This is a genomic window from Amycolatopsis granulosa (assembly GCF_011758745.1).
Lineage (GTDB): Bacteria > Actinomycetota > Actinomycetes > Mycobacteriales > Pseudonocardiaceae > Amycolatopsis_E > Amycolatopsis_E granulosa.
The window spans coordinates 2,947,802-2,971,595 of record NZ_JAANOV010000001.1 but is presented as its reverse complement, the minus strand read 5'-3'; the positions used below and the strand labels follow the sequence as shown (position 1 = coordinate 2,971,595).

The following is a 23,794-nucleotide window of genomic DNA, read 5'->3' as shown; positions in this document are numbered from 1 at the left end:
TATGGTGGGGACATGCCCACTCGTGCCCGTGAACGACTCGTGCAGACCGCGGAGGACCTGTTCTACGCCGATGGCATCCGCGCGGTGGGTGTCGAGCGGCTGCTGGAGGCGTCCGGCGTCGGGCGCGCCTCGTTCTACCGGCACTTCGCGAGCAAGGACGACCTGGTCGAGACGGTGCTCACCGAGCGGGACCAGGCGTGGCGCCGGTTGCTGGCCGAGGGCGTCGCGGCGCGCGGCGGCCACCCGCTGGCGGTCTTCGACTTCCTGGCCGAGCGGTTCGCGCGCGCCGACTACCGGGGCTGCGCGTTCATCAACGCGATGGCCGAGGTCGGCGACGCGGACGCGGCCGTCTACGAGCTGGCCCGCGCGCACAAGGCGGCGGTGACCGAATACCTGGCCGGACTGCTGGACAAGGCGGGCTACCGGGAGAGCGAGACGCTCGCCGCCCAGTTGATGCTGCTGATCGACGGCGCGCTGGTCACGGCGCTGCGGGAGCGCAGTGCGGAACCGGCGCTGCGGGCCAAGGCCATCGCGACTGCCCTGCTCGGCGGGTGACGCCGGGTCCAGCTCCCGCTGCCCAGGGGAACCGCGCGGAGTGGACGGGCTGGACGCGACGCGTCAGGACTTGACCAGCCGGGCGATGGCGTCGCTGGCCTCGCGGACCTTCACCTCGGCCTCGCGGCCGCCCGCGCGCGCCGCGTCCACCACGCAGCCCGAGAGGTGCTCCTCCAGCAGTTCGAGGGAGAACGCCTGCAGCGCCTTCGTCGCCGCGGAGACCTGCGTCAGGATGTCGATGCAGTACTTGTCCTCTTCGACCATCCGCTGCAGGCCACGGATCTGGCCCTCCACCCGGCGCAGTCGCTTGAGGTAGGCGTCCTTGTCACCGCTGTAGCTCGCCATGTCCGCCTCCGCTCTCGGCACTCCGGGCCATCATACCCGCTCCCCGTATGTACACCCTTGCGTCAACCGGGGGCATCTGTTCACCTGAGTACCTGAGCAGGTGAGGGAGGTTCCGGTGCGGGGTGGAGTTCCCCTCGGCAGGCGGGAACGCCTGTCGGTGGCCGCGATGGCCTGCTGCATCCTGGCGCTCAACGTCGCCGGGTGGGGGGTGCTCCTCCTGCTGGTCGTGCCGCGGCACTTCGCGATCGGCGCGTCCGGCGTCTTCGGGGTGGGCCTGGGGGTCACCGCGTTCACCCTCGGCATGCGTCACGCGTTCGACGCCGACCACATCGCGGCGATCGACAACACCACCCGCAAGCTCATCGCGGAGGGACGGCGTCCGCTCACCGTCGGCTTCTGGTTCTCCCTCGGGCATTCCACGATCGTCTTCGGCTTGTGCCTGCTGCTCTCGCTCGGCGTGCGCGCGCTGGCCGGCGAGGTCGAGGACGGCTCCTCCACGCTGCACGACGTCACCGGCGTGATCGGCCTGTCGGTCTCCGGCACGTTCCTGTGCCTGCTCGGCGTGATCAACCTGGTCGTCCTGGTCGGCATCCTCCGTCTCGCCCGCGACCTGCGTGGCGGCCGGTTCGACGAGGCCGAGCTCGAGGCCCGGCTCGCCGGCCGGGGCCTGCTCAACCGCGTCCTCGGCCGGGTCACCGCGGCGGTGCGGAAACCGTGGCACATCTACCCGGTGGGCGTCCTGTTCGGCCTCGGTTTCGACACCGCGACCGAGGTCGGCCTGCTGGTCCTGGCCGGTGGCGCGGCCGCGTTCGCCCTGCCCTGGTACGCCGTCCTCGTGCTGCCGATCCTGTTCGCGGCGGGCATGACCCTGTTCGACGCGGCCGACGGGTTCTTGATGAACTACGCCTACGGCTGGGCGTTCGCCCGGCCGGCCCGCAAGATCTTCTACAACATCGCCGTCACCGCACTGTCCGTCGTGGTGGCGCTGGTGATCGGCGTGATCGAGCTGATCTCGGTGGTCGTGGACCGGACCGGCATCACGAGTGGCCCGCTGGCGTCGATCGCCGAGATCAACCTCGACCACGCCGGGTTCGTGATCGTGGGTCTGTTCGCGTTCACCTGGGTGGTCGCCTGGCTGGTGTGGCGGCTGGGGCGCATCGAGGAGCGCTGGACCGCCGACGCCGAGTAGCCCCTGTACGGGTAGGGGGTATAGTTCCGGCATGACTGAGACCGTCTACACCGTCACCGGGATGACCTGCCAGCACTGCGTCGCGTCCGTCACCGAGGAGGTCGGCAGGATCGAGGGCGTCCAGGACGTCAAGGTCGACCTGCCGACCGGCGCGGTCACCGTCGTGAGCGCCGGAGAGCTGAGCGATGACGCGATCCGCGCCGCCGTCGACGAGGCCGGGTACGCACTCGCCCCGCGGTGACCCGATGACCGCCGCCCCCGAGCTCACCGAGGTCGAACTGGCCATCGGCGGCATGACCTGCGCCGCGTGCGCGAACCGCATCGAGCGGAAGCTGAACAAGCTCGACCGCGTCACCGCCACGGTGAACTACGCCACCGAGAAGGCCAAGGTCAGCTTCCCCGCGGAACTCGACCCGCGGGAGCTGGTCGACACGGTTGTCGCCGCCGGGTACTCGGCCACGCTGCCGCAGCCCGGCGACGGGGGCGGCGAACAGGTGACCGGCCTGCGCGACCGGGTGATCGCCGCGGCGGTCCTGTCGCTGCCGGTGGTCGTCCTGGCGATGGTCCCGGCCTGGCAGGTCGACTACTGGCAGTGGATCTCACTGGCGCTGGCCACCCCGGTGGTGTTCGGCGCCGGCCTGCCGTTTCACACGGCGGCGTGGACGAACCTCAGGCACCGTGCCGCGACGATGGACACGCTGATCTCCGTCGGCACCCTGGCGGCCTACCTGTGGTCGCTGTACGCGCTCGTGTTCACCGGCGCAGGGGAGATCGGGATGCGCCACCCGTTCGAGTTCACCCTGGCCCGCGGCGGTGACAGCCGCATCTACCTCGAGGTCGCCACGGCGGTGACCACGTTCATCCTGGCCGGGCGCTACTTCGAGGCCCGCGCCAAGCGCCGCGCCGGTGCCGCGTTGCGGGCGCTGCTCGAGCTGGGGGCGAAGGACGTCGCCGTGCTGCGGGACGGCGCCGAGGTGCGGATCCCGGCAGGGCAACTGGTGGTGGGGGACCGGTTCGTCGTGCGGCCGGGCGAGAAGATCGCCACCGACGGCGAGGTCGAGGAGGGCTCGTCCGCGGTCGACGTGAGCATGCTGACCGGCGAGTCCGTGCCGGTCGAGGTCGGGCAGGGGGATGCCGTCGTCGGCGCGACCGTCAACGCGGGCGGCAGGCTCGTCGTCCGCGCCACCCGCGTCGGCTCGGACACGCAGCTCGCGCAGATGGCCAAGCTCGTCGAGCAGGCGCAGACCGGGAAAGCCCAGGTCCAGCGGCTGGCCGACCGGGTCGCCGGCGTCTTCGTGCCGATCGTGCTGGTGCTCGCCCTGGGCACCCTGATCACCTGGCTCTCCCTCGGCGGGCCGCCCGCGGCGGCGTTCACCGCGGCGGTCGCGGTGCTGATCATCGCCTGTCCCTGCGCGCTCGGGCTCGCCACGCCGACCGCGCTGCTGGTGGGCACCGGCCGGGGCGCGCAGCTCGGCATCCTGATCAAGGGCCCCGAGGTGCTGGAGTCGACGCGGCGGATCGACACGATCCTGCTGGACAAGACCGGCACCGTCACCAGCGGGCGGATGGCGCTGGTGGACGTGTGCCTCGCCGACGGCGAAGACCGCGGCGAGGTGCTGCGGCTGGCCGGTTCGCTGGAGCACGCGTCCGAGCACCCGATCGCCCGAGCCGTCGCGGCCGCCGTGGACGACCACGTGCCGGTGACGGAGTTCCGGAACCTGGAAGGTCTCGGCGTGGAAGGCGTGGTCGACGGCCGTGCCGTCGTCGCCGGGCGCGGCGCCTTGCTCGCCGAGCGGGGTCTGCACCTTCCGGACGCGCTCGCGCGGGCGAAGGCCCGGGCGGAGGAACTCGGGCGGACCGTGGTCGCGGTCGGCTGGGACGGCCAGGTGCGCGCGGCCCTGGCGGTGGCCGACACGGTCAAGCCGTCCTCGGCGGAAGCGGTGCGGCAGCTCCGGGCTCTCGGGTTGCGTCCAGTGCTGCTGACCGGCGACCACGAGACGGTCGCGCGGGCGGTGGCTCGCGCGGTCGGCGTCACCGAGGTGATCGCCGGGGTGCTGCCGGCCGACAAGGTCGAGGTGGTGAAACGCCTGCAGGACCAGGGCCGCCGGGTCGCGATGGTCGGGGACGGGGTCAACGACGCGGCCGCGCTCGCGCAGGCCGACCTCGGTCTGGCGATGGGCACCGGCACCGACGTGGCGATCGAGGCGAGCGATCTGACACTCGTGCGGGCCGACCTGCGCGTCGCCGCGGACGCGATCCGGCTCGCGCGGCGCACCCTCGGCACGATCAAGGGCAACCTGTTCTGGGCGTTCGCCTACAATGTGGCGGCGCTGCCGCTGGCCGCGCTCGGCCTGCTCAACCCGATGATCGCCGGGGCGGCGATGGCGCTGAGCTCGGTCTTCGTGGTGACCAATTCGCTGCGGCTGCGCGCGTTCTCGTAGGGAAGTAACCATTCGCGCCTCCCCAGGAGCCGACTACCGTAGCGGTTTCGGACCTGGGGAGGCGTGATGCCCGACGCGATCGTGATCGGAGGCGGCCAGTCCGGTCTCGCCGCGGCCCACGCGCTGCGGGAGGCCGGGCTGAAGCCGGTGGTGCTGGAGGCGGGAGCGGAGCCGGTCGGATCCTGGCCGCGCTACTACGACAGCCTCACGTTGTTCTCGCCCGCGGGCTACAGTTCCCTGCCGGGCAAGCGTTTTCCCGGCGATCCGCGGCACTACCCGGTGCGCGACGAGGTGGTCGCCTACCTGCGGGACTACGCCGCCGGGCTGGACGTGGACATCCGCACCGGGCACCGGGTGGAATCCGTGCGCCACAACGGGAATTTCGTCGTGCGCGCCGGGGAGGAGTTCGAGGTGCCGGTCGTAGTGGCAGCCAGCGGGTGGTTCGGCAAGCCGCACACGCCGGCGTTGCCCGGGCTGGAGTCCTTCGCGGGCAAGGTGATCCACGCGGCGGACTACCGCGAGCCGAGCGCGTTCGCCGGGCAGCGGATCGTCGTGGTCGGCGCGGGCAACTCCGGCGTGCAGATCGCCGCGGAGCTGGCCGAGGTCGCGTTGGTGACGCTCGCGACCCGCAGGCCGGTGCGGTACGCGCCGCAACGGCCGCTGGGCAAGGACCTGCAGTTCTGGTTCTCGGTCACCGGTGTCGCGTACCTGCCGCGGCGCATCAAGGGCGAGCCGCCGACCGTGCCGGTGATCGACACCGGCCACTACCGCGGGCTGATCCGCGCCGGGCAGCCGGACCGCCGCCCGATGTTCACCCGCCTCGACGGCAACCACGTCGTGTGGTCCGATGGCCACCGCGAACCCGTCGACACGCTCCTGCTCGCCACCGGGTACCGGCCGGACATGCCCTACCTCGACGGCCTCGGCGCGCTGGACGGGCGCGGCGTGCCGAAGCACCGGCGCGGCGTGTCCACGTCGGTGCCCGGCCTCGGGTACGTCGGGCTGGAGTGGCAGAGCACGCTGGTGTCCGCGAGCCTGCGCGGCGTCGGCCGCGACGCGCGGTACGTGGTCCGGAAGCTGGCCCCGATGAGGTAGAAGGGACGGTGTGACCGATCGAACCGGGGCGCTGTCCGGCGTCGTCATCGCCGACTTCAGCCGGGTGCTCGCCGCGCCCTACGCGACCATGCTGCTCGCCGACCTCGGCGCCGAGGTGATCAAGGTCGAGCGGCCGGGCAGCGGGGACGACACCCGCGCGTGGGGGCCACCGCACGCCGACGGCGAGGCCGTCTACTTCCGGTCGGTCAACCGCAACAAGCGCTCGATCGCGCTCGACCTCACCGATCCGGCGGACCTGGCCACGGCCAAGGAGCTCGCCGCGCGCGCCGACGTGCTGGTCGAGAACTTCCGCCCGGGCACCATGGCGCGCTACGGCCTCGGCTACGACGACCTCGCCCCGGCCAACCCCGGCCTGGTGTACTGCTCGATCTCCGGGTTCGGCAGCGGCGCCGGGGCGGACCTGCCCGGCTACGACCTGCTGCTGCAGGCCGTGGGCGGGCTGATGAGCGTGACCGGGCCGGCCCCGGGCGAGCCGACCAAGGTCGGGGTCGCGCTCGTCGACGTGCTGACCGGGCTGCACGCGGCCGTCGGCATCCTGTCCGCGCTGCGTCACCGCGACGCGACCGGCGAGGGCCAGCTGATGGAGATCAGCCTGCTCGGCGCGCTGCTGTCCAGCATGGTCAACCAGAGCGCGAACCACGTCATGGCGGGCGTGGTCCCCGGCATCATGGGCAACCGGCACCCGTCCATCGCGCCGTACGAGGTGTTCCAGGCCGCCGACCGGCCGATCGTCGTCGCGGTCGGCAACGACCGGCAGTTCGCGGCCTTCACCGCGGCCCTCGGCGTGCCGGACCTGGCGGCCGACGAGCGGTTCACCACCAACTCGCAGCGGGTCGCGCACGTCGGCGAGCTCGCCGACCTGCTGGGCGCCCGGCTGCGGGCCCGGCCCGCCGACGAGTGGTTCGAGCTGCTCACGCCCCTGGGTGTGCCGTGCGGCCCGGTGAACGACCTCGCCGAGGCCTTCCAGCTCGCCGACCGGCTCGGGCTCGCGCCACGCGTCCCGCTCGGCGGGCTGGATGTCGTGCGCAACCCGATCGGGCTGGCGAAGACACCGCCGGCCTACCGCCAGGCGCCGCCCCGGCTGGGCGAGCACACCGACGAGGTCCGAAGCTGGCTCAAGGACGGCGTCTAGATTCTGTTGTTTGCGGCGGAGCCGCTTGCGGTGGGCCGTCAGCCGGCACCGCTACCCGCGCCGCCACGCAAAGCCATGTCCGGACCACGTCTCAGCGGTTGGGCAGCAGCTCCTGCGCCTTGGTTTTCAGCCCCTCGACCAGGATGTGCCACGCGTCGCGGTCGCCCTTGAGCATCGCCTCGGTGGTCGACTTGATCTGCTCGAACGTGGCGTGCGGCGGGATCGGCGGCACCTCCGGATCACAACGCACGTCCAGCAGCGCGGGCCGGTCCGCCGACAGCGCCCGCTCCCACGCCGGGCCGAGCTGGTCCGGGTCGTCCACGGCGACCGCCTCGAACCCCAGCGACCGGGCGAACCCGGCGTAGGAGAACTCGGGCAGCGACTGCGACTGCTCGAACTTCGGCGCGCCGCCCATCGACCGCAGCTCCCAGGTGACCTGGTTGAGGTCGTTGTTGTGGAACACGCACACCACCAGCCGCGGATCGGACCACAGCTGCCGGTAGCGGCGGATCGTGAGCAGCTCGGCCAGGCCGTTCATCTGCATCGCGCCGTCGCCGACCAGCGCGATCACCGGCCGGTCGGGGCAGGCGAACTTCGCCCCGATCGCGTACGGCACACCCGGTCCCATGGTGGCCAGGGTGCCGGACAACGAGCCCCGCATCCGCCCGCGGATGCGGAGGTTCCGCGCGTACCAGTTGGTCGACGACCCCGAGTCGGCCGTGACGATCGCGTCCACGGGAATGCGCTTCGACAGCTCGTGCACCACCCGCATCGGGTTCACCGGGTCGGCGTCGACCATCGCCTGCTGCTCGACGGTCTCCCACCAGGACGCGACGTTCTTCTCGATCTTCTCCCGCCACGCGCGGTCGTCCTTGCGGTGCACCATCGGCAGCAACGCCCGCAGCGTCCCCTTCGCCTCGCCGACCAGGTTCACCTCGGTCGGGTAACGCATGCCGATCATGCTGCCGTCGATGTCGATCTGGACGGCGCGGGCCTGGCCGAACTCGGGCAGGAACTGGCTGTACGGGAAGTTCGAGCCCACGATCAGCAGCGTGTCGCAGTCGCGCATCATCTCGTAGCTCGGCCGGGTGCCGAGCAGCCCGATCGAGCCGGTGACGTAGGGCAGGTCGTCGGGCAGGACGTCCTTGCCCAGCAACGCCTTCGCCACACCGGCGCCGGTCAGCTCCGCGATCTCCCGGACCTCGGCGGCGGCGTTGCGCGCCCCCTGGCCGACCAGGATCGCCACCTTCTCCCCGGCGCCCAGCACCTCGGCGGCACGGGCGAGCTCGTCCTCCGGCGGGATCACCACCGGGTGCGGGAACCCGGGCGGGCTGGAGGGCACCTGCTTGAACGCGTGCTTCGGCGGCGTGTACGGCTGCTCCTGCAGATCGGCTGGGATGATCAGCGCGGTCGGTGCCCGTTTCGCCAGTGCCGTGCGGATAGCCCGGTCCAGCGCGTTGGGGAGCTGCTCGGCGACGTTGACCTCGACCAGGTATTCGCTCGCGACGTCCTTGAACAACGGCTGCAGGTCGACTTCCTGCTGGTAGCTGCCGCCCATGGCGCTGCGCGCGGTCTGTCCCACGATCGCCACCACCGGGACGTGGTCGAGCTTGGCGTCGTAGAGCCCGTTGAGCAGATGGATGGCGCCCGGCCCCGAGGTCGCCATGCACACCCCGACGTGCCCGCTGAACTTGGCGTACCCCACCGCCTCGAACGCGGCCATCTCCTCATGACGGGCCTGCACGAACCGGGGCCGGTCGTCCGCCTTGCCGAACGCGGCGACGATCCCGTTGATCCCGTCGCCCGGGTAGGCGAAAACCTGCTCCACATCCCATTCCCGCAGGCGCCGCAGCAGGTAGTCGCCGACCGTCTCCGACATGGAAAACTCCTCACGCTCCTCGGCTCAGTCCCACCAGCGGCTTACCCGGCAGACCCCGGCCCGACACCTCCGGCCCCGCGGTGCTGATCGCCTGGAGCGGCAGACCGTCGTAGACCTGGAGGGTGTGCAGGTGGTGCAGCATGATCCCCTCGCGCAGCGCCCACGGGCACACGTCGACCTTGCGGATGTCGAGCGTGTCCATGGTCGCCTTGGCCACGATCGCGCCGGCCAGGATCTGCCGCGCGCGCGGCGCGGACACGCCACGCAGCCGCGCCCGTTCGGACGCCTTCATCTCGGCCAGACGGGGGATCCACGAGTTGAGCGCGTCGACGGTGAGCGTGCGCCGCACGAACGGACCGCGCCGCTGCGGCGGTGCGCCGGCCAGCCGGGCCAGCTGCTTGAACGTCTTGGAGGTGGCGACCGCGCGCGCCGGCACACCCTCCCATCTCAGCCGGTCGGCGACCTCGCGCAGCATGTCCCGCACGTGCCGGCGCATCGCCTTGACCTGCTTGGCCGTCGGCGGGTCGTCGGTCAGGAACATCCGCGTCAGCCGCCCGGCGCCGAGCGGCAGGGACAGGGTGAGCTGCGGTTCGGCGTCCCGTCCCAGCGCGATCTCCAGCGACCCGCCGCCGATGTCGAGCAGCAGCAGTCGGCCCGCCGACCAGCCGTACCAGCGGTGCGCCGCGGAGTAGGTCAGCCTGGCCTCGTCCTCACCGGTGAGGAACTGCGGGCGCACTCCGGTGCGTTCCTCGATCCGGTTGATGATCTCGTCGCGGTTGGCCGCGTCGCGGATCGCCGACGTCGCGAACAGGAACAGCTGCTCCACCCGGTGCAGCCGGGCCGCGGCGAGCGCCGACTCCACGGCGTCCACCGCGCGGCACACGCCCTCCTCCGCGATCGCTCCCGTCTCGTCGATCTGCTCGGCCAGCCGTGTGGGCTCTTTCACAGCCAATGCGGGTAATGGCGGGGCCCCCGGGTGGGCATCCACGATCTGGAGTTGCGCGGAGTTCGAACCGATGTCGAGCACGCCGAGTCGCATAAGGTCCGGCGTACCCCGTTTATCCCTCTGTCACACGGCTATTTCCGACGTCATGGAGACGTACAGCTACACCGCGACCGCCGATCTGCCCGCCGACGAGGCGTTCGCGTTCATCTCCGATGCGCCCAACCTGCCCCGCTTCCTCCCGCAGGACCTTGCGGAGGGCTGGCTACGCGCGGATGCGGCGAGCAGGCAACTGGCGTGGGGCACCGAGAGCGAGGGCGACGACTGCGGTGAGTTGCACGTCATCGACCGCGGGCCGGCGCAGTGCGAGATCGCGATGACGGTGCACACCCGCCGCACCGACGGCGACCAGGTGCGCACCGAAATGGCGCAAGCGGTCGCCGCACTCACCCACAAAGCCGGCGCCGACGCCGACGAACAACGCGAGGGCCGGCAGGCGGGCTGGGTCTGAGCCGGGTCCGGTGCTGTAATCCTGCCCATGCGTGAACACGTGATCGTGGCCGCCACGACCGACAGCGAGACGACGGCTCGTGAGCTGGCCGCGCGGGCCGTCGAGGCACGGCTGGGTGCCTGCGCGCAGATCGTGGGCCCGATCGTCAGCGTCTACCGCTGGGACGGCGAGGTGCACGCCGACCCCGAATGGCGGGTCGAGATCAAGACCGCGGCCGACCGGGTGGCCCCCCTGGTCGAGCTGATCAAGCGGCAGCACAACTACGAGGTGCCGGAGATCATCGCGACGCCCATCGAGGGCGGCAGCGCGGAGTACCTCGAGTGGCTGATCGCGGAGACCAGGCCGGCGTGACCGGCGCGGGTCACGACCGTGCCAAGTGGACGGTCCCGGCATCGCGCCGCGCCCGCCCCGCCCCGCCCGGCTGCTCCGGTGGGAACTTCACCGGGCCCCGCGTAGTTTCGAGGTCATGGCGAAGATGATCCGGTGGTCCCTCCCCGCGCTGCTCGGCGCGGCGGTGTGGGCGCTGGGGGAGATCCCGGTCTCCTTCGGCGGCAAGCCCGACCCGGAGCGCATGCGGCGGTCCCCGCAGTTCCACGACGGACGGTTCCGGAACCTCGCCCCGCCGCTCGTGCAGCCCGCCCGCGCCCGCGACCTGGTCGGCGAGATGCTCTTCGGCAAGCAGCAGCGCAAGCCGACCGGGCCGGTTCCGCTGGTGCCGCCCGGCGCGCCCGCAGATGCGGGGCTGCACGTCACCTGGTTCGGTCACGCCTCGTCGCTGATCGAGATCGACGGCCGGAAGGTGCTGGTGGACCCGGTGTGGGGCGAGCGGGTGTCGCCGTCCCGGTTCGCCGGACCGAAGCGGCTGCACCGGCCGCCGCACCAGCTGGCCGACCTGCCCGAGCTGGACGTCATCATCGTCTCGCACGATCATTACGACCACCTGGACCGGCCGACGGTGGTGCGGCTGGCCCGCACCCAGCGCGCGCCGTTCGTGGTGCCGCTCGGGGTGGGCGCGCACCTGCGCCGGTGGCGGATCCCGGCGGACCGGATCATCGAGCTGGACTGGGACGAGTCGGTTTCGGTGGCCGGTGTCGAGGTGACCGCGGCGGCGGCGCAGCACTTCTCGGGCCGCGCGTTCACGCGGAACAACACGTTGTGGGCGTCGTGGATCGTGTCGCGAGCCGGCCGGAAGGCCTTCTACACGGCGGACTCGGGCTACTTCGACGGCTACCGCGAGATCGGTGCGAAGCACGGGCCGTTCGACGTGGCACTCGTGCAGATCGGCGCCTACCACCCGGCGTGGCCCGACATCCACATGACACCCGAGGAGGGAGTCGCCGCCCACCTCGACGCCCGTGGCGGGTTGCTGATCCCGGTGCACTGGGGAACGTTCCGCCTCGCGATGCACGGCTGGAGCGAACCCGCCGAACGGGTGTGGCGCGAGGCCAAGGCCCACGACGTGACGCTGGCGATCCCCCGCCCCGGCGAGCGGATCGACGTGGACAGCCCGCCACCGGTCGATCCCTGGTGGCAGCCGATCGGCTGATCGCAAGGCCCGGCGGGTGGACCTCAGGGACGCACTCTCGACAGGCCCACCCGATCGGCGGCTTGGCGGATCTTGAAGAACGTGTTCCGGAACCACGCCATCAACGTGGCCCGCGCGTCCGGGTCGAGCTGCTGCTCGCCGGCGGCCTTCACCGCCTTGTAGTGGTCGATCAGCGTGTGCAGCCAGGCGTCCACGTCCTGGACGCTCTCCAGCTGCACCACGCCGCCGGTCTCGGGCAGGCGGCGCAGGAACACCGCGTGCGTGTTGCGGACCCAGTGGGACAGCTTGAGGTCGATCTCCGGGATCGCGACGGGCGGGTCGAGTGCGAAGGCCAGCCGGGAACGCCATCCGAGCAGTTCCCGCTCCACCGGGTGGTCCCAGCGACCGGGCCGGCCGAGCTGGTGCCCGGCGATGCGCCGCTCGGCGAACCACAGGAAGTCCTCGGAACCCCGGCGCAGGGTGCTGATCATCGACGGCGCGAGTGCGCCGATCACGGTCCGATCGACGACGTCCCACGTCGTGCCGCCCGCGAACGGGCTGTCGATCTTGAGGGTCTTCACGGTCCGCACCCTGAATTACTGCCTTATCTTCCGGTTCGCCCGCAACCCGCCATCGGTGTGCTTTACCTCATGCCCAGCCGGCGGCCGATGCTGATCTCGATCACCACCCGCTCCGGGTGCGGCGCCGGCCGGCGGTGGTAGCGCACGGCGTACCGGTTTTCCGCGTCGGCCACCGATTCCGGATCCTCCCGGATCACCGCGGTTCCCTCCAAACTCGACCAACGGCGGCCGTCGACCTGGCTCACCACGGCGAGCGCGGGGTCACCGCGCCGGACGTTGCGGGCCTTGACGCTGCCGCGGCGGCAGATCACCCGCGCCGTCGTGAAGTCCTCGTCGACCGTGACACCGACCGGCACGACGTGGGGTCCGCCGTCCGGGCGGAGCGTGGTGAGCAGGCACAGGTGCCGCTCCGCCCAGAACGCCCGCAGCTCGTCGCTGGGCGCTGCCGTGGTCGTGATCATGCCCGTCCCTTCGCATCCGTCCCGGTCCATCTTGCCAAGATCTCTTCCATGATGGGTTCCACCCACGCGCTGACCGGCTGGTGCGCCGGTCTCGCCCTCGCCCCGGCCATCGGCGCCGGCTCCGTCCACCAGGCACTCGCGTTCGCCGCGACGACCGCCGGCTTCGCGCTGCTGCCGGACCTGGACCACCCCGGTGCCCGCGCCTCGAAACTGCTCGGCCCGATCACCGGGATGGTGTGCTGGTTGCTGCGGCACGCTTCCGCGGGCCTGTACGCGGTGACGAAGGGGCCGCGTGACGAGCGGCGCCGGGGCAGCCACCGGCACCTGTCACACACATTGCTGTTCGCGCTCGGGACAGGCGCGGCGACGACGGCCGGCACCCGGGCGGGTGGCTGGTACGTGGTCACCGCCGTGGTGCTGTTCGCGTTGCTGCTCGCCGCGGACGCGCTGGGGGACTGGTTGCTGCTGGTCGCGGGTGGCGGGGTGGCCTGGTGGGCGCTGACCGCGAGCGCGGCGGCGGAGCTGTCCCAGCTGACCGGCTGGCTGGGGATCGCGGTCGCGGCCGGTTGCGTCACGCATTGCCTCGGTGACGCGCTCACCGAGGCCGGGTGCCCGTTCCTGTTCCCGGTGCCGATCGCCGGTGAGACCTGGTACGAGCTGCGGCCGCCCGGGTTCCTGCGTTTCCGCACCGGCAAGGGCGTGGAGAAGTTCCTGATCGTGCCGGTGTTCACGGTGCTGGCGGTGGTGCTGGTGCCCGGTGCGTGGTCCGGGCTGGTCGGGCTGTTCGCCGAACCGGTCGTCGCGGCCGGCCGCTGACTAGAATCGCTTCCGATGACTGGTTCCGCGGGCCGCACCGGGCTGCGTGCCGACGCGCGCCGCAACCGAGCGCGCGTGCTGGCCGCCGCTCAGGAGGCGTTCGCCGACGAGGGCCCGTCGGTGCCGCTGGACGAGATCGCGCGGCGCGCCGGGGTGGGCGCGGGAACGGTCTACCGGCACTTCCCCAGCAAGGAGATGCTGTTCGAGGCGGTCGTGCTCGACCGCATCGAGTGGCTCGCCGGGCAGGCACGCGACCGGCTCGACGCGGCCGACCCGGGCGGGGCGTTCTTCGAGTTCTTCGATGTGGTGGCTGAACAGGCGCTGCTGAACAAGGCCCTGTGCGACGCCCTCGGGGCGAGCACCGGCACCCCGTTCGCGGCGGCGCCGGACGAACGGAGCGAGTTCCGCGCCGCGTTCGGCGACCTGCTGCGCCGCGCGCAGGCGGCCGGCGCGGTCCGGGCGGACGTGGAGCCCGGTGACCTGACCGCGCTGCTGGCGGGGTACCTGGCGATGCGGCGGCGGGCCCCGGCGGGCCGGCCGCTGACGCGGATCATCGCCGACGGTCTGCGCGCCTAGCGCTGCACGGCCAGCTCGCCCAGCTCGGACCAGTCGTCCTGGGGCACCTCGAAGTTGACGATCCGCGGTGTCTCCGCCAGGTAGGGCGGCAGGGTCCGCTGGGCGGTCTCGAAGTGGCTGGACCGGAGGTGCGCCGCACCCGCTTCGCCGTCGCGGAAGGCTTCGACCAGCACGTACTCCGTCGGGTCCTCGACGCTGCGGGACCAGTCGAACCACAGGCACCCGTCCTCGGCGCGGGTGGCGAGGGTGAAGTCCCGCGCGATCGCGGGCCAGTCGTCGGCGTGCTTCGGCAGGATGCGGAACTTCGCGGTGATGAAAATCATGGGTCCACCGTAGAGCGGCGGGGCCGCGTCCACACCGGACGCGGCCCCGCCCGGGTCACGGCGTCACGCCGAACTGGTTCGCCAGGTCCGTCAGCATCGCCGAGGCGCCCTGCAGGCTCACCGCGCTGAACCACGTCGTGTCGGAGACATCGACGATCTTGCCCTTCAGCGTCGCCCACAGGGGGTTGGCCTGGAACTTCGCCTTCGGGTCCTCCGCCGTCTTCGTCTCGTCCGAGTACGACGACACGAAGATGATGTCCGCGTCCAGCTTCGCGATGTCCTCCTGGCTGAGGTTCACCGAGATCTTGTCGGCCGCGTCCGGCTGGCCGGCCGGACGCGACAGCTTGGCATCGGCCATCACGACGCCGGGGTAGGACGTGCTGCTGTAGAGCCGGACGGTCGGCTCGCCCTCGACGAACCGCACGATGGACACCGTCGGCGTGCGGCCGAGCTTCGCGGCGATCTCCTGGCCGATCCGCTGCGCCCGCTGCTCGTAGGCGCCGATCTTCTGCTCGGCCAGGGACTCCTTGCCGAGGACCCGCGCGAGCAGCCGGGTGTTGTCCTTCCACATCGCGCCGGTCGTCGTCGAGAAGACCGTCGGGGCGACCCCGGTGAACTGGTCGTAGTACTTCTCGTGGCGCACCTTCGCCGAGACGATCACGTCCGGCTTGATGTCGTAGAGCTGCTCGACGTCCGGGCTCTCCAGCGGGCCGATCACCTTGGCGCCCGCGCCGAACCTGCGGTCGTCGCCGAGGTAGTCGGGCAGCTGGTCGTAGTTGCGGTACTTCGTGTACGCCACGACCTGGGTTTCCAGCGCGAGCGCGGCGTCCACGTAGCTGGTGTCGAGCGCGGCGACGGTCTTCGGCTGCGTCTCCAGCACGGTCGAACCCATCGCGTGCTGGATGGTGCGCGGATAGCCCGCCTGGCTCGCCCCGCTCTGCTGCGCGGATTCTCCGGCGCCGCCGCCACACGCGGTCAGGGTCAGGCACGCGGTCACCGCCAGCGCCAGTGCTGCTCGCCACGGTCTCGTCATCGGCATCTCTCTTTCGGTTAGCCTAGCCTAACGAGAAGCATAAGATGCGGTTCGTCCCGTTTGGAAGATCGAGTTGGATAGGCGACAGCAGTGACGGTGGTGGCGACAGCCCGGCCACGGACGCGCAGGCAGCGCCGGCTGGCCGGTATCGGCGTGCTCGCCGTGCTGCTGGTCCTCGTCTGCGCGGCGAGCGTCGCGCTGGGTACGAAAACGATCCCGCTCGGGCAGGTGTGGACGGCGCTCACCCACCCCGCCGGGTCCGAACCGGACATCATCGTCCGGTCGCTGCGGGTGCCGCGCACGGTGCTCGGCCTGCTCGTCGGGCTCGCGATCGGCGTCGCCGGCGCGCTCATGCAGGGCCACACGCGCAATCCGCTCGCCGATCCCGGCCTGCTCGGCGTCACCCACGGCGCCGCGCTCGCGGTCGTGTTCGCGGTCGTGGTGCTCGGGATCGACGGGCTCTACGGGTCCATCTGGTTCGGGTTCGCCGGTGCCCTGCTGGCCAGCGTCGCGGTGTTCCTGCTCGGCGCGGTCGGCGGCAAGGGCGCGACACCGGTGACGCTCGCGCTCGCCGGGGCCGCGGTGAGCGCGCTGCTGCACGGGCTGGTGTCGGCGATCATCCTCGGCGACGAGCGCGGCATGGAGATCTACCGGTTCTGGCGGATCGGGTCGATCGCCGGGCGCGATTTCGCGATCACCGGGCAGATCGCGCCGTTCCTGGTGGCCGGCCTGCTGCTCGCGCTGATCAACACGCCCGGCCTCAACACGCTGGCGCTCGGCGAGGACGTCGCGACCGCGCTCGGCCAGCGGGTGCTGCGCACGCGTGTGCTCGGCGTCGCGGCGATCACGCTGCTGACCGGCTCGGCGGTCGCCGCGTGCGGGCCGATCGCGTTCCTCGGGCTCGTCGTGCCGCACCTCGCCCGCGCGATCACCGGCCCGGACTACCGCTGGCTGGTGCCGGTGGCCGGGCTCCTCGGCGCGGTGCTGCTGCTGACGGCCGACGTGCTGGGGCGAGTGCTGACCGGTGACGACTTCGAGGTGGGCATCCTGCTCGCGATCATCGGGGCGCCGGTGTTCATCGTGCTGGTGCGGCGGCGGGGGCTGAGCAAGGTATGACGCGCAAGGTGCTGGCCGCCGGGCCGGTGGCGTGGACGGTCAAGCCGCGGGTGATCGCGGTCGTGGTCGTCGCGGCGGTGCTGCTGGTGCTCGTCGCCGCGATCAACATCGGCATGGGCAGTTCGCGCATCGGGATCTGGGACGTACTGGAGACCCTGCTCGGCGGCGGGACCCGCCGGGAACGCGGGATCATCTTCGACCTGCGCCTGCCGCGCACGCTCGCCGGCGTGCTGGTGGGCGCCGCGCTCGGGCTGTCCGGCGCGTTGTTCCAGTCGGTCGCGCGGAACCCGCTGGCCAGCCCGGACATCCTGGGCATCACGTGGGGCGCGGGGGTCGGCGCGGTCACCGCGATCGTCGCCGGCGGGTACCGCGGTCAGGTCAGCGGAATGGTGAGCGCGATCGGCGTGCCCGTCGCCGGGCTGCTCGGCGGACTGCTGGCGGCGGTGCTGCTGTACGCGTTGTCGTGGCGGCGCGGCGTCGACGGCTACCGCATGGTGCTGATCGGCATCGGACTGTGGGCGATCAGCTACAACATCGTGAACTGGCTGCTCGCCGCCGGGGACGTGAACGACGCGGCACGCGCGACGACGTGGCTGGTGGGCAACCTCGCCGACACCGGATGGGACTCGGTGGGCCCGGTCGCGATCGCGCTGGCCGTGCTGGTGCCGGTCACGCTGGTGTGCGGGCGGACCGTCGGCGGCCTGCAGTTCGGCGACGACACCGCGCGCGGCCTCGGCATCCGGGTCGACGGCGCCCGCGGCGCGCTGCTGTTGCTGGCGGCCACGCTCGCCGCGATCGCCACCGCCGCGGCGGGGCCGATCACGTTCGTCGCGCTGGCGACACCGCAGATTGCGATGCGGCTGGCGAAGACCGCGCAACCGCCGCTGGCCGGGTCGATGGTGCTGGGCGCGCTGCTGACCGTGGGCGCGGACCTGCTGACCCGGCTGCTGCTGCCGGACCTGCCGGTCGGGGTGCTGACCGCGGTCCTCGGCGCGCCGTACCTGATCTTCCTGTTCGTCCGGAGCCGCCGGGAGGCACGAGCATGACGTCACGACTGCGGGCCCAGGGCCTGAAGCTGGGGTACGGCGAGCGTCTCGTCGTCGGCGGTCTGGACCTGGACGTCCTCGACGGCACGATCACCGCGATCATCGGCCCGAACGGCTGCGGCAAGTCGACGTTGCTCCGGGCGCTGGCGCGGCTGCTGGCTCCGCGAGAGGGTGCGGTGCTGCTGGACGGCAAGCGGATCGACAAGCTGCCGACGCGTGAGGTGGCGAAGGTGGTCGGTCTGCTGCCGCAGTCGCCGGTCGCGCCCGAGGGTCTGACGGTCGGCGACCTGGTGGCACGCGGACGGCACCCGCACCAGCGCTGGTACCGGCAGTGGTCGTCCTCGGACGAGGACGCGATCTCCACCGCGCTGCGGCTGACCGGAATGGACGTGCTCGCCGACCGCGTGGTGGACGAACTGTCCGGCGGGCAGCGGCAGCGCGCGTGGATCTCGATGACACTGGCGCAGGAGACCGGGCTCCTGCTGCTGGACGAGCCGATCACCTACCTCGACCTGGCGCACCAGATCGACGTGCTGGACCTGGTGCACCGCCTGCACCGCGACCGCGGCACGACGGTCGTGATGGTCCTGCACGACCTCAACCTGGCGGCCCGCTACGCCGACACGCTGGTCGCCATGCGTGGCGGGCGCATTCTCGCGCAGGGCGCACCGTCCGAGGTGCTGACCGAACCGCTGCTGGACGAGGTCTTCGGCCTGTCGGCGAAGGTCCTGCCGGATCCGGTCTCCGGCACCCCGCTGGTGATCCCGGTCAGCGCGCACCTGCGGGAGGGCACGCACTAGGACTGTCCGAACCGGACTGTGGTGGTCAGCTTTCGTTGAGCGCCAGGGCCAGGTACTTCACGTCGAGGTATTCCTCGATGCCCTCGGCCCCGCCCTCGCGGCCGAACCCGGACGCCTTGACGCCGCCGAAGGGCGCGGACGCGTTCGACACCAGACCGGTGTTGAGTCCCACCATCCCGGTCGCCATCCGCTCGCCGACGCGGATGGCCCGGTCGAGGTCGCGGGTGAACACGTAGGCCACCAGCCCGAACTCGGTGTCGTTGGCGAGCCGGACCGCCTCGTCCTCGTCCTCGAACGTGGTGACGGGCGCGACCGGGCCGAACACCTCCTCGCGCAGGATGCGCGCGTCCGGCGGGACGTCGGCGAGCACCGTCGGCGCGTAGAAGAAGCCGTCACCGTCGAGCGCCTTGCCGCCGGTGGTGGCGCGTGCGCCGCGGGACAGGGCGTCCTCGACCAGCTCGACGACCTTGTCCCGCTGTTCGGCGTTGATCAACGGCCCGACCTGCACGCCGTCCTCGGTGCCGTGCCCGACCTTCAGCGACGACATGGCGTCGGTCAGCCGCCGCACGAACTCGCCGGACACCGAGGAGTGCACGTGGAACCGGTTCGCCGCGACGCACGACTCGCCGTTGTTGCGCATCTTCGCCGTGACCGCGCCCTGCACGGCCGCGTCCAGGTCCGCGTCCCCGAACATCAGGAACGGTGCGTTGCCGCCCAGTTCCATCGACATCCGCTGCAGGTTGGGCGAGCACTGCTCGACCAGTTTGCGGCCGACCTCGGTGGAGCCGGTGAAGGACAGTTTGCGGATCCGCGGGTCGGCGAGCGCGGGGTTCACCACCCGGCTGGCGGAGGTGCTGGGCAGCACGCTCAGCACACCGTCGGGCAGGCCGGCCTCCTTGAGCAGCCCGGCGAGGTTCAGCATCGACAACGGCGTCAGCTGCGCGGGCTTCACGATCATCGTGCAGCCCGCGGCGATGGCCGGTCCGATCTTGCGCGTGCCCATCGCCAGCGGGAAGTTCCACGGTGTCACCAGGATGCACGGCCCCACCGGGTGCTTGGAGACGATGACGCGGCCACCTCCGGCCGGGCTGCGCGAGTACCGCCCGTCGACGCGTACCGCTTCCTCGGAGAACCACCGGAAGAACTCGGCGGCATAGGTGACCTCCGCCGCCGACTCCGCCAGGCTCTTGCCCATCTCCAGCGTCATCAGCCGGGCCAGCTCGTCGGCGCGGTCGGTCATCAGCTGCCACGCGCGGCGCAGGATCTCGCCCCGCTCACGCGGCGGCGTGGCGGCCCACTCCTCCTGCTTCGCGGTGGCCGCCTCGATCGCCTCGGCGACGTCGGCGTCCTGGGCGTCGGACACCTCGCACAGCTGCTGTTCGGTCCCGGGGTCGTGCACGCCGAAGCGGCTGCCGTCCGCGGCGTCCCGCCACTGGCCGGCGAGGAAGAGCTGACGCGGTACTCCATCGAGGGTCATGCGCGGTGGCTACCCGTGCGCTCCTCCTCGTATGCCTCGGGCAACCGCCGCATCCGGCGCAGCGGTGAACAGACCAGCCACAGCGCCGACGCCGCCACTCCGGCGCCGGCCAGCCACAATGTGCCGCGCAGCCCGGCCGTGGTCGCCAGCACCCCCGCCAGCAGGCTCCCGGCCGGCCCCGGAGCGAAGTACAGGAACGTGCTGGTCGCCGCGACCCGGCCCTGCAACCACTCCGGCGTGACCGCCTGCCGGTAGCTGAGCTGGTGCACGTTGAGCACCACGATGCTCAGCCCGGTCAGGAAGTTGCCGATCGGGTACCAGGCGACCGCCGCGCCCGTCGCGGTCAGCGGGATCATCAGGTAACCCGCGCCCCACAGCAGCGCGGCGGCCCACATCACCCGCGCCTCGCCGAAGCGGACGCCGAGCCGCCGCGCCACGACCGAACCGAGGGCGGCCCCGGTCAGCCCGCCTGCCTGCAGCAATCCGATCACGCCGGGCGACAGGTGCACCTCGCGCAGGAGGAACAGCGCGGCCACCGTGACCTGGAACTGCTGGCACACGCCGGCGCAGACGCTGTGTGCCGCGTTCGCCCGGAGCACCGGGTCCCGCCCGACGAACCGCAGGCCGTCGCGGATCTCCCGGCGCAGCGGCGCCCGGGCCCGCGCGACCGGTACCCGGTCCGGCGCCCCGATCCGCCGCAACCAGCACGCGGACCACAGGAAGCTGACCGCGTTGACCCCGACCGCGGCGGCCCCGCCGAAGAGCTGCACCAGCCAACCCGACAGGCTCGGCGCCGCCACCGCCGCGACCGACACGTTCGCCTGCAACCGGGCGTTGCCCTCCACCAGCCGGTCGCGGTCGACCAGGCCCGGCAGGTAAGTCCGGTGCGCGACGTCGAAGAACACCGACAGCACCCCGGCTACGGCAACCACCACGTACAGGTGCGTCATCGTCAATACCCCGGCCACCGCGGCGAGCGGCACCGATCCGAAGGCCACCGCACGCCCCAGATCGGCCAGGACCAGCACGCGCCGCTTGCGCATCCGGTCGGTCCACACGCCCACCTGCAGGGCCAGCAGCAGGAAGGCGAGCGTCTCCAGCACCCGCAGCAGCGACATCTCCCAGGCGGTGGCTCGCAGCGTGAGCGCCGCGAGCAACGGCACGGCCAGCAGGTTGATCCGGTCGCCGAACTGGCTCAGGGCGTCGGCCAGCCAGAGACGCCGGAAATCCGGGTGTCCCAGTAACCCCCATCGCATGTTCCCCCCACGTCGTCGAGGAGAACGACGTTAGCGAGGGGTACCGACAAAAACGGAGTGGCGGAGCCCGGACCCCCGACCGGTCCGGGCTCCGCCACTCGCCCGCGCCAGGACTACCCGATGTCCCGCCGCCGAAACCGTGCCAGACCCGTGGCAAGGGTGATCACGGCGATCCCGAGCAGCCACGCGAACGGGGTCGCGGTGAACTCCGCAGCGGGCAGCTTCGGAATGTGGGTGAACGGCGAGATGTCGAGCACCGGCTGCGGTGCCTGCACCACCGGGCCGAACAGCGACAGCAGGACGAACAGTCCGGGCACTGCCCAGGTGGCTGTCGCGAACCTGGGCGCGAACCCGAAGACCACCACGGTGATCCCGGTGACCACCCAGACCGCCGGTACCTGCGCCACCGTCGCCCCGATCACCGCGGGGATCTGGCCGCCGACGTCGCCCACCCGCAGCCCGTGCAGCAGACCGGCGAACAGGCCGGACACCACGAGCAGCAGGGCCGTGCCGAGCAGCGAGAACACCAGGTGCCCGGCGGCCCACTGCAAGCGTCGCACCCGGGTCGCCAGCAGCGGTTCCAGCCGTAGCGCGGTCTCCTCCGCGCGCATCCGCATCGTCGCCTGCACCGCATAGACGGAGGCGATCATCCCGAAGATGTTCGCGATCGCCGCGAGGAACGTGTCGATCAGGTTCTGCGCCCCGCCCAGCCGCTCCAACATCTGCTGGGTCTGGGCGCTGTCGCCGACGATGTCACCGATGCCCGCCGCGAGGGACCCGAACATCGCGCCGAACACCGCGAAGCCGGCGATCCAGCCGAGCAGCGCGCCGCGGTGCAGGCGCCAGGCCAGGGCGAACGGCGACCGCAGTCCGGGTGCGGCCACCGGCGGGCCGGGCCGGGCTGGGAAGAGGCCCATGCCGACGTCCCGGCGCGGCAGCAGGCGGTAGGCCACCAGCCCCAGCACCAGCGCCGCGGCGAGGAGCAGCAACGCCACGGCCCAGCGGTCTCCGGCGTAGGGCCGCAGCCGGGTCGCCCAGCCGAGCGGCGACAGCCACGACAGCCACGACGCGTCCGTGGCCGCGTCGCCGATGGCGCGGAGCGCGAAGGCGACCCCGAGCACGCCTGCCGCGATGCCGTTGGCGGTACGCGAGTACTCGGCCAGCTGGGCCGCGACCGCGGCGACCGCGGCGAACACCAGTCCGGTCAGCGTGATCCCGAGACCGAACGCCACCGAACCGCCGGCGGGCAGACCCGCTCCGGTCAGGCCCAGGGCCACCAGCAAGCCGGTGGCGACCGCGCCGATCCCCGCGGTGACCACCGCGGCGGTGAGAGCGGAGTAGCGGCCGGTGACCGCCGAGGACAGCAGTTCCTGGCGTCCGGTGTCCTCCTCCTGCCGGGTGTGCCGTGTGACGGTGAAGATGCAGGCCAGGGCCAGGAAAAGCGGCGCGAACACGCCGTACCGCCATGCGGTGAACCCGCCGGCCGTGGACAGGTCGAACGGTGGCCCGTAGAGCAGGGTGATGGACGGGTTCGCGCTCATCCCCGCGGTCAGGGACGCCCGGCTCGCGGCGTCCGGGTACAGCTGCCCGTAGGCGCCGGCGGAGGTGACCGGCAACAGGCCGATCACCAGCACCCAGATCGGCAGCACGACCCGGTCCCGCCGCAGCGCGAGGCGGACGAGGTGCCGGGTACCGACCAGCGCGCTCATCGTGCGCTCGCTTCCGTCGTGTAGTGGCGGAGGAAGAGCTCCTCCAGCGTCGGGGGCTGACTGGTCAGACTGCGCACGCCGACTTCGGTGAGCTTGCGCAGCACCTCGTCCAGCGACTGGGTCTCGACGTCGAACCGGACGCGGTTGCCCTCGACCTTCAGGTCGTGCACCTCGTCCAGCGAAGCGAGGCCGTTCGGGTGACCGGCGAGTTCCGCCACGATCGACGTCCGGGTGAGGTGGCGGAGTTCGCTGAGGGTGCCGGTCTCGACCGCGTGCCCGTTGCGGATGATGCTGACCCGGTCGCACAGGGCCTCCACCTCCGCGAGGATGTGGCTGGACAGCAGCACCGTGCGGCCCTTGTCGCGCTCTTCCTGGATCGCGTACTGGAAGGTGGCCTCCATGAGCGGGTCGAGGCCGGAGGTCGGCTCGTCGAGGATCAGCAGCTCGACGTCGGAGGACAGGGCCGCGACGATCGCGACCTTCTGCCGGTTGCCCTTGGAGTAGGTGCGGCCCTTCTTCTTCGGGTCGAGGTCGAAGCGTTCGATCAGCTCGTCGCGGCGGCGTCTGTCGAGTCCGCCGCGCAGCCGCCCGAGCAGGTCGATGACCTCGCCGCCGGAGAGGTTGGGCCAGAGGTTGACGTCACCGGGGACGTAGGCGAGCCGGCGGTGCAGGCTCGCGGCGTCGCGCCAGGGGTCGCCGCCGAGGAGGCGGACGGTGCCCTGGTCCGCGTGCAGCAGACCGAGCAGGACACGGATGGTGGTCGACTTCCCGGCGCCGTTGGGGCCGAGGAAGCCGTGCACTTCTCCGGTCTTGACCTGCAGGTTCAGGTCGTCGAGGGCCTTCGTCGCGCCGAACGACTTGTGCAGGCCCGCGATGGAGATGGCGTTGTCCATGCGCCGAACGTACAGTTATTTCACAAAGTTGTGAAGTTAGGAAAACGTATAGATTGGCTGAAGCGCTGGAC

25 protein-coding genes are annotated in these 23,794 nt (G+C 71.8%); 14 read left to right on the top strand and 11 right to left on the bottom strand.

Going from position 1 to position 23,794, the window contains the following annotated elements; genetic code table 11:
* The first annotated feature begins 12 nt into the window (after positions 1 to 12).
* A complete protein-coding gene (locus FHX45_RS14470) occupies positions 13 to 555 on the top strand; it encodes a TetR/AcrR family transcriptional regulator (RefSeq protein ID WP_167101314.1) in 543 nt (180 codons plus the stop codon).
* Between the two features lie 63 nt (positions 556 to 618).
* On the opposite strand, the gene FHX45_RS14465 is transcribed toward FHX45_RS14470, so the two are convergent.
* The gene (locus FHX45_RS14465) at positions 619 to 900 is read right to left on the bottom strand and encodes a metal-sensitive transcriptional regulator (protein ID WP_167101311.1); all 282 of its coding nucleotides are present in this window, start codon (positions 898 to 900) and stop codon (positions 619 to 621) included.
* A gap of 151 nt (positions 901 to 1,051) precedes the next feature.
* Between FHX45_RS14465 and nicT the strand changes: the two genes are divergently transcribed.
* The 5 genes from nicT to FHX45_RS14440 all read left to right on the top strand — a co-directional run bounded on the left by nicT (position 1,052) and on the right by FHX45_RS14440 (position 6,778).
* Positions 1,052 to 2,089: a Nickel transporter NicT gene (gene nicT / locus FHX45_RS14460; RefSeq protein WP_167108948.1), complete on the top strand. Its 1,038-nt coding sequence runs from the start codon at positions 1,052 to 1,054 to the stop codon at positions 2,087 to 2,089.
* 31 nt (positions 2,090 to 2,120) lie between these two features.
* Complete coding sequence (locus FHX45_RS14455) at positions 2,121 to 2,330, top strand: heavy-metal-associated domain-containing protein (protein ID WP_167101308.1); 210 nt, start codon at positions 2,121 to 2,123, stop codon at positions 2,328 to 2,330.
* Positions 2,331 to 2,334: 4 nt separating this feature from the next.
* Positions 2,335 to 4,530, top strand: a complete 2,196-nt coding sequence (locus tag FHX45_RS14450; protein WP_167101305.1) for a heavy metal translocating P-type ATPase — start codon at positions 2,335 to 2,337, stop codon at positions 4,528 to 4,530.
* A 66-nt stretch (positions 4,531 to 4,596) separates the two neighbouring features.
* On the top strand, positions 4,597 to 5,625 hold the full coding sequence (locus FHX45_RS14445; protein WP_167101302.1) for a flavin-containing monooxygenase: 1,029 nt from the start codon (positions 4,597 to 4,599) through the stop codon (positions 5,623 to 5,625).
* A 10-nt stretch (positions 5,626 to 5,635) separates the two neighbouring features.
* Positions 5,636 to 6,778 carry a CoA transferase gene (locus tag FHX45_RS14440; protein WP_167101299.1) on the top strand — a complete coding sequence of 381 codons (1,143 nt, stop codon included), beginning with the start codon at positions 5,636 to 5,638 and terminating at the stop codon, positions 6,776 to 6,778.
* Positions 6,779 to 6,869: 91 nt separating this feature from the next.
* Here the strand turns inward: FHX45_RS14440 and FHX45_RS14435 are convergent, their stop codons facing one another.
* Together FHX45_RS14435 and FHX45_RS14430 are read right to left on the bottom strand one after the other, a co-directional pair.
* Positions 6,870 to 8,657, bottom strand: coding sequence for a thiamine pyrophosphate-requiring protein (locus tag FHX45_RS14435; protein WP_167101296.1), 1,788 nt, complete (start codon positions 8,655 to 8,657; stop codon positions 6,870 to 6,872).
* 10 nt (positions 8,658 to 8,667) lie between these two features.
* The gene (locus FHX45_RS14430; RefSeq protein WP_341771457.1) at positions 8,668 to 9,603 is read right to left on the bottom strand and encodes a Ppx/GppA phosphatase family protein; all 936 of its coding nucleotides are present in this window, start codon (positions 9,601 to 9,603) and stop codon (positions 8,668 to 8,670) included.
* Positions 9,604 to 9,748: 145 nt separating this feature from the next.
* On the opposite strand from FHX45_RS14430, the gene FHX45_RS14425 reads away from it, so the two are divergent.
* The 3 genes from FHX45_RS14425 (at position 9,749) to FHX45_RS14415 (ending at position 11,657) form a co-directional block, all read left to right on the top strand.
* Positions 9,749 to 10,111, top strand: coding sequence for a hypothetical protein (locus FHX45_RS14425; protein WP_167101290.1), 363 nt, complete (start codon positions 9,749 to 9,751; stop codon positions 10,109 to 10,111).
* A 27-nt stretch (positions 10,112 to 10,138) separates the two neighbouring features.
* On the top strand, positions 10,139 to 10,462 hold the full coding sequence (cutA, locus tag FHX45_RS14420) for a divalent-cation tolerance protein CutA (protein ID WP_167101287.1): 324 nt from the start codon (positions 10,139 to 10,141) through the stop codon (positions 10,460 to 10,462).
* 115 nt (positions 10,463 to 10,577) lie between these two features.
* A complete protein-coding gene (locus tag FHX45_RS14415) occupies positions 10,578 to 11,657 on the top strand; it encodes an MBL fold metallo-hydrolase (RefSeq protein ID WP_167101284.1) in 1,080 nt (359 codons plus the stop codon).
* Between the two features lie 23 nt (positions 11,658 to 11,680).
* On the opposite strand, the gene FHX45_RS14410 is transcribed toward FHX45_RS14415, so the two are convergent.
* Together FHX45_RS14410 and FHX45_RS14405 are read right to left on the bottom strand one after the other, a co-directional pair.
* Positions 11,681 to 12,217, bottom strand: coding sequence for a hypothetical protein (locus tag FHX45_RS14410; RefSeq protein ID WP_243869047.1), 537 nt, complete (start codon positions 12,215 to 12,217; stop codon positions 11,681 to 11,683).
* Positions 12,218 to 12,279: 62 nt separating this feature from the next.
* Positions 12,280 to 12,708, bottom strand: a complete 429-nt coding sequence (locus FHX45_RS14405) for a PPOX class F420-dependent oxidoreductase (protein WP_424923807.1) — start codon at positions 12,706 to 12,708, stop codon at positions 12,280 to 12,282.
* A 21-nt stretch (positions 12,709 to 12,729) separates the two neighbouring features.
* On the opposite strand from FHX45_RS14405, the gene FHX45_RS14400 reads away from it, so the two are divergent.
* Both FHX45_RS14400 and FHX45_RS14395 read left to right on the top strand, forming a co-directional pair.
* Complete coding sequence (locus FHX45_RS14400) at positions 12,730 to 13,494, top strand: metal-dependent hydrolase (RefSeq protein ID WP_167108945.1); 765 nt, start codon at positions 12,730 to 12,732, stop codon at positions 13,492 to 13,494.
* Positions 13,495 to 13,509: 15 nt separating this feature from the next.
* Positions 13,510 to 14,070, top strand: coding sequence for a TetR/AcrR family transcriptional regulator (locus tag FHX45_RS14395; RefSeq protein ID WP_167101275.1), 561 nt, complete (start codon positions 13,510 to 13,512; stop codon positions 14,068 to 14,070).
* On the opposite strand, the gene FHX45_RS14390 is transcribed toward FHX45_RS14395, so the two are convergent.
* Both FHX45_RS14390 and FHX45_RS14385 read right to left on the bottom strand, forming a co-directional pair.
* Positions 14,067 to 14,393, bottom strand: a complete 327-nt coding sequence (locus FHX45_RS14390; RefSeq protein ID WP_167101272.1) for a putative quinol monooxygenase — start codon at positions 14,391 to 14,393, stop codon at positions 14,067 to 14,069. The genes FHX45_RS14395 and FHX45_RS14390 overlap by 4 nt on opposite strands.
* 55 nt (positions 14,394 to 14,448) lie before the next feature.
* Positions 14,449 to 15,426 carry an ABC transporter substrate-binding protein gene (locus FHX45_RS14385; RefSeq protein WP_208405927.1) on the bottom strand — a complete coding sequence of 326 codons (978 nt, stop codon included), beginning with the start codon at positions 15,424 to 15,426 and terminating at the stop codon, positions 14,449 to 14,451.
* Positions 15,427 to 15,516: 90 nt separating this feature from the next.
* Here FHX45_RS14385 and FHX45_RS14380 point away from each other — a divergent pair, with 90 nt between their 5' ends.
* Genes FHX45_RS14380 through FHX45_RS14370 form a run of 3 tightly spaced genes read left to right on the top strand, consistent with a single transcriptional unit; the run spans position 15,517 to position 18,388 of the window.
* The gene (locus FHX45_RS14380) at positions 15,517 to 16,542 is read left to right on the top strand and encodes an iron chelate uptake ABC transporter family permease subunit (RefSeq protein ID WP_167101269.1); all 1,026 of its coding nucleotides are present in this window, start codon (positions 15,517 to 15,519) and stop codon (positions 16,540 to 16,542) included.
* Complete coding sequence (locus tag FHX45_RS14375; RefSeq protein ID WP_167101266.1) at positions 16,539 to 17,588, top strand: FecCD family ABC transporter permease; 1,050 nt, start codon at positions 16,539 to 16,541, stop codon at positions 17,586 to 17,588. The genes FHX45_RS14380 and FHX45_RS14375 overlap by 4 nt, the downstream gene beginning before the upstream one ends.
* Positions 17,585 to 18,388, top strand: coding sequence for an ABC transporter ATP-binding protein (locus FHX45_RS14370; RefSeq protein WP_167101263.1), 804 nt, complete (start codon positions 17,585 to 17,587; stop codon positions 18,386 to 18,388). Before FHX45_RS14375 ends, FHX45_RS14370 begins: the two co-directional genes overlap by 4 nt.
* 25 nt (positions 18,389 to 18,413) lie before the next feature.
* On the opposite strand, the gene FHX45_RS14365 is transcribed toward FHX45_RS14370, so the two are convergent.
* The 4 genes from FHX45_RS14365 to FHX45_RS14350 form a co-directional block, all read right to left on the bottom strand.
* Positions 18,414 to 19,865, bottom strand: a complete 1,452-nt coding sequence (locus FHX45_RS14365) for an NAD-dependent succinate-semialdehyde dehydrogenase (RefSeq protein WP_167101261.1) — start codon at positions 19,863 to 19,865, stop codon at positions 18,414 to 18,416.
* Positions 19,862 to 21,121 (bottom strand): MFS transporter, encoded by a 1,260-nt coding sequence (locus FHX45_RS14360; protein ID WP_167101258.1) that lies wholly within the window; start codon positions 21,119 to 21,121, stop codon positions 19,862 to 19,864. The genes FHX45_RS14365 and FHX45_RS14360 overlap by 4 nt, the downstream gene beginning before the upstream one ends.
* Before the next feature lie 113 nt (positions 21,122 to 21,234).
* Positions 21,235 to 22,830, bottom strand: coding sequence for an ABC transporter permease (locus tag FHX45_RS14355; RefSeq protein WP_167101255.1), 1,596 nt, complete (start codon positions 22,828 to 22,830; stop codon positions 21,235 to 21,237).
* Positions 22,827 to 23,723 (bottom strand): ABC transporter ATP-binding protein, encoded by an 897-nt coding sequence (locus tag FHX45_RS14350; RefSeq protein ID WP_167101252.1) that lies wholly within the window; start codon positions 23,721 to 23,723, stop codon positions 22,827 to 22,829. The genes FHX45_RS14355 and FHX45_RS14350 overlap by 4 nt, the downstream gene beginning before the upstream one ends.
* Positions 23,724 to 23,794: the final 71 nt, after the last annotated feature.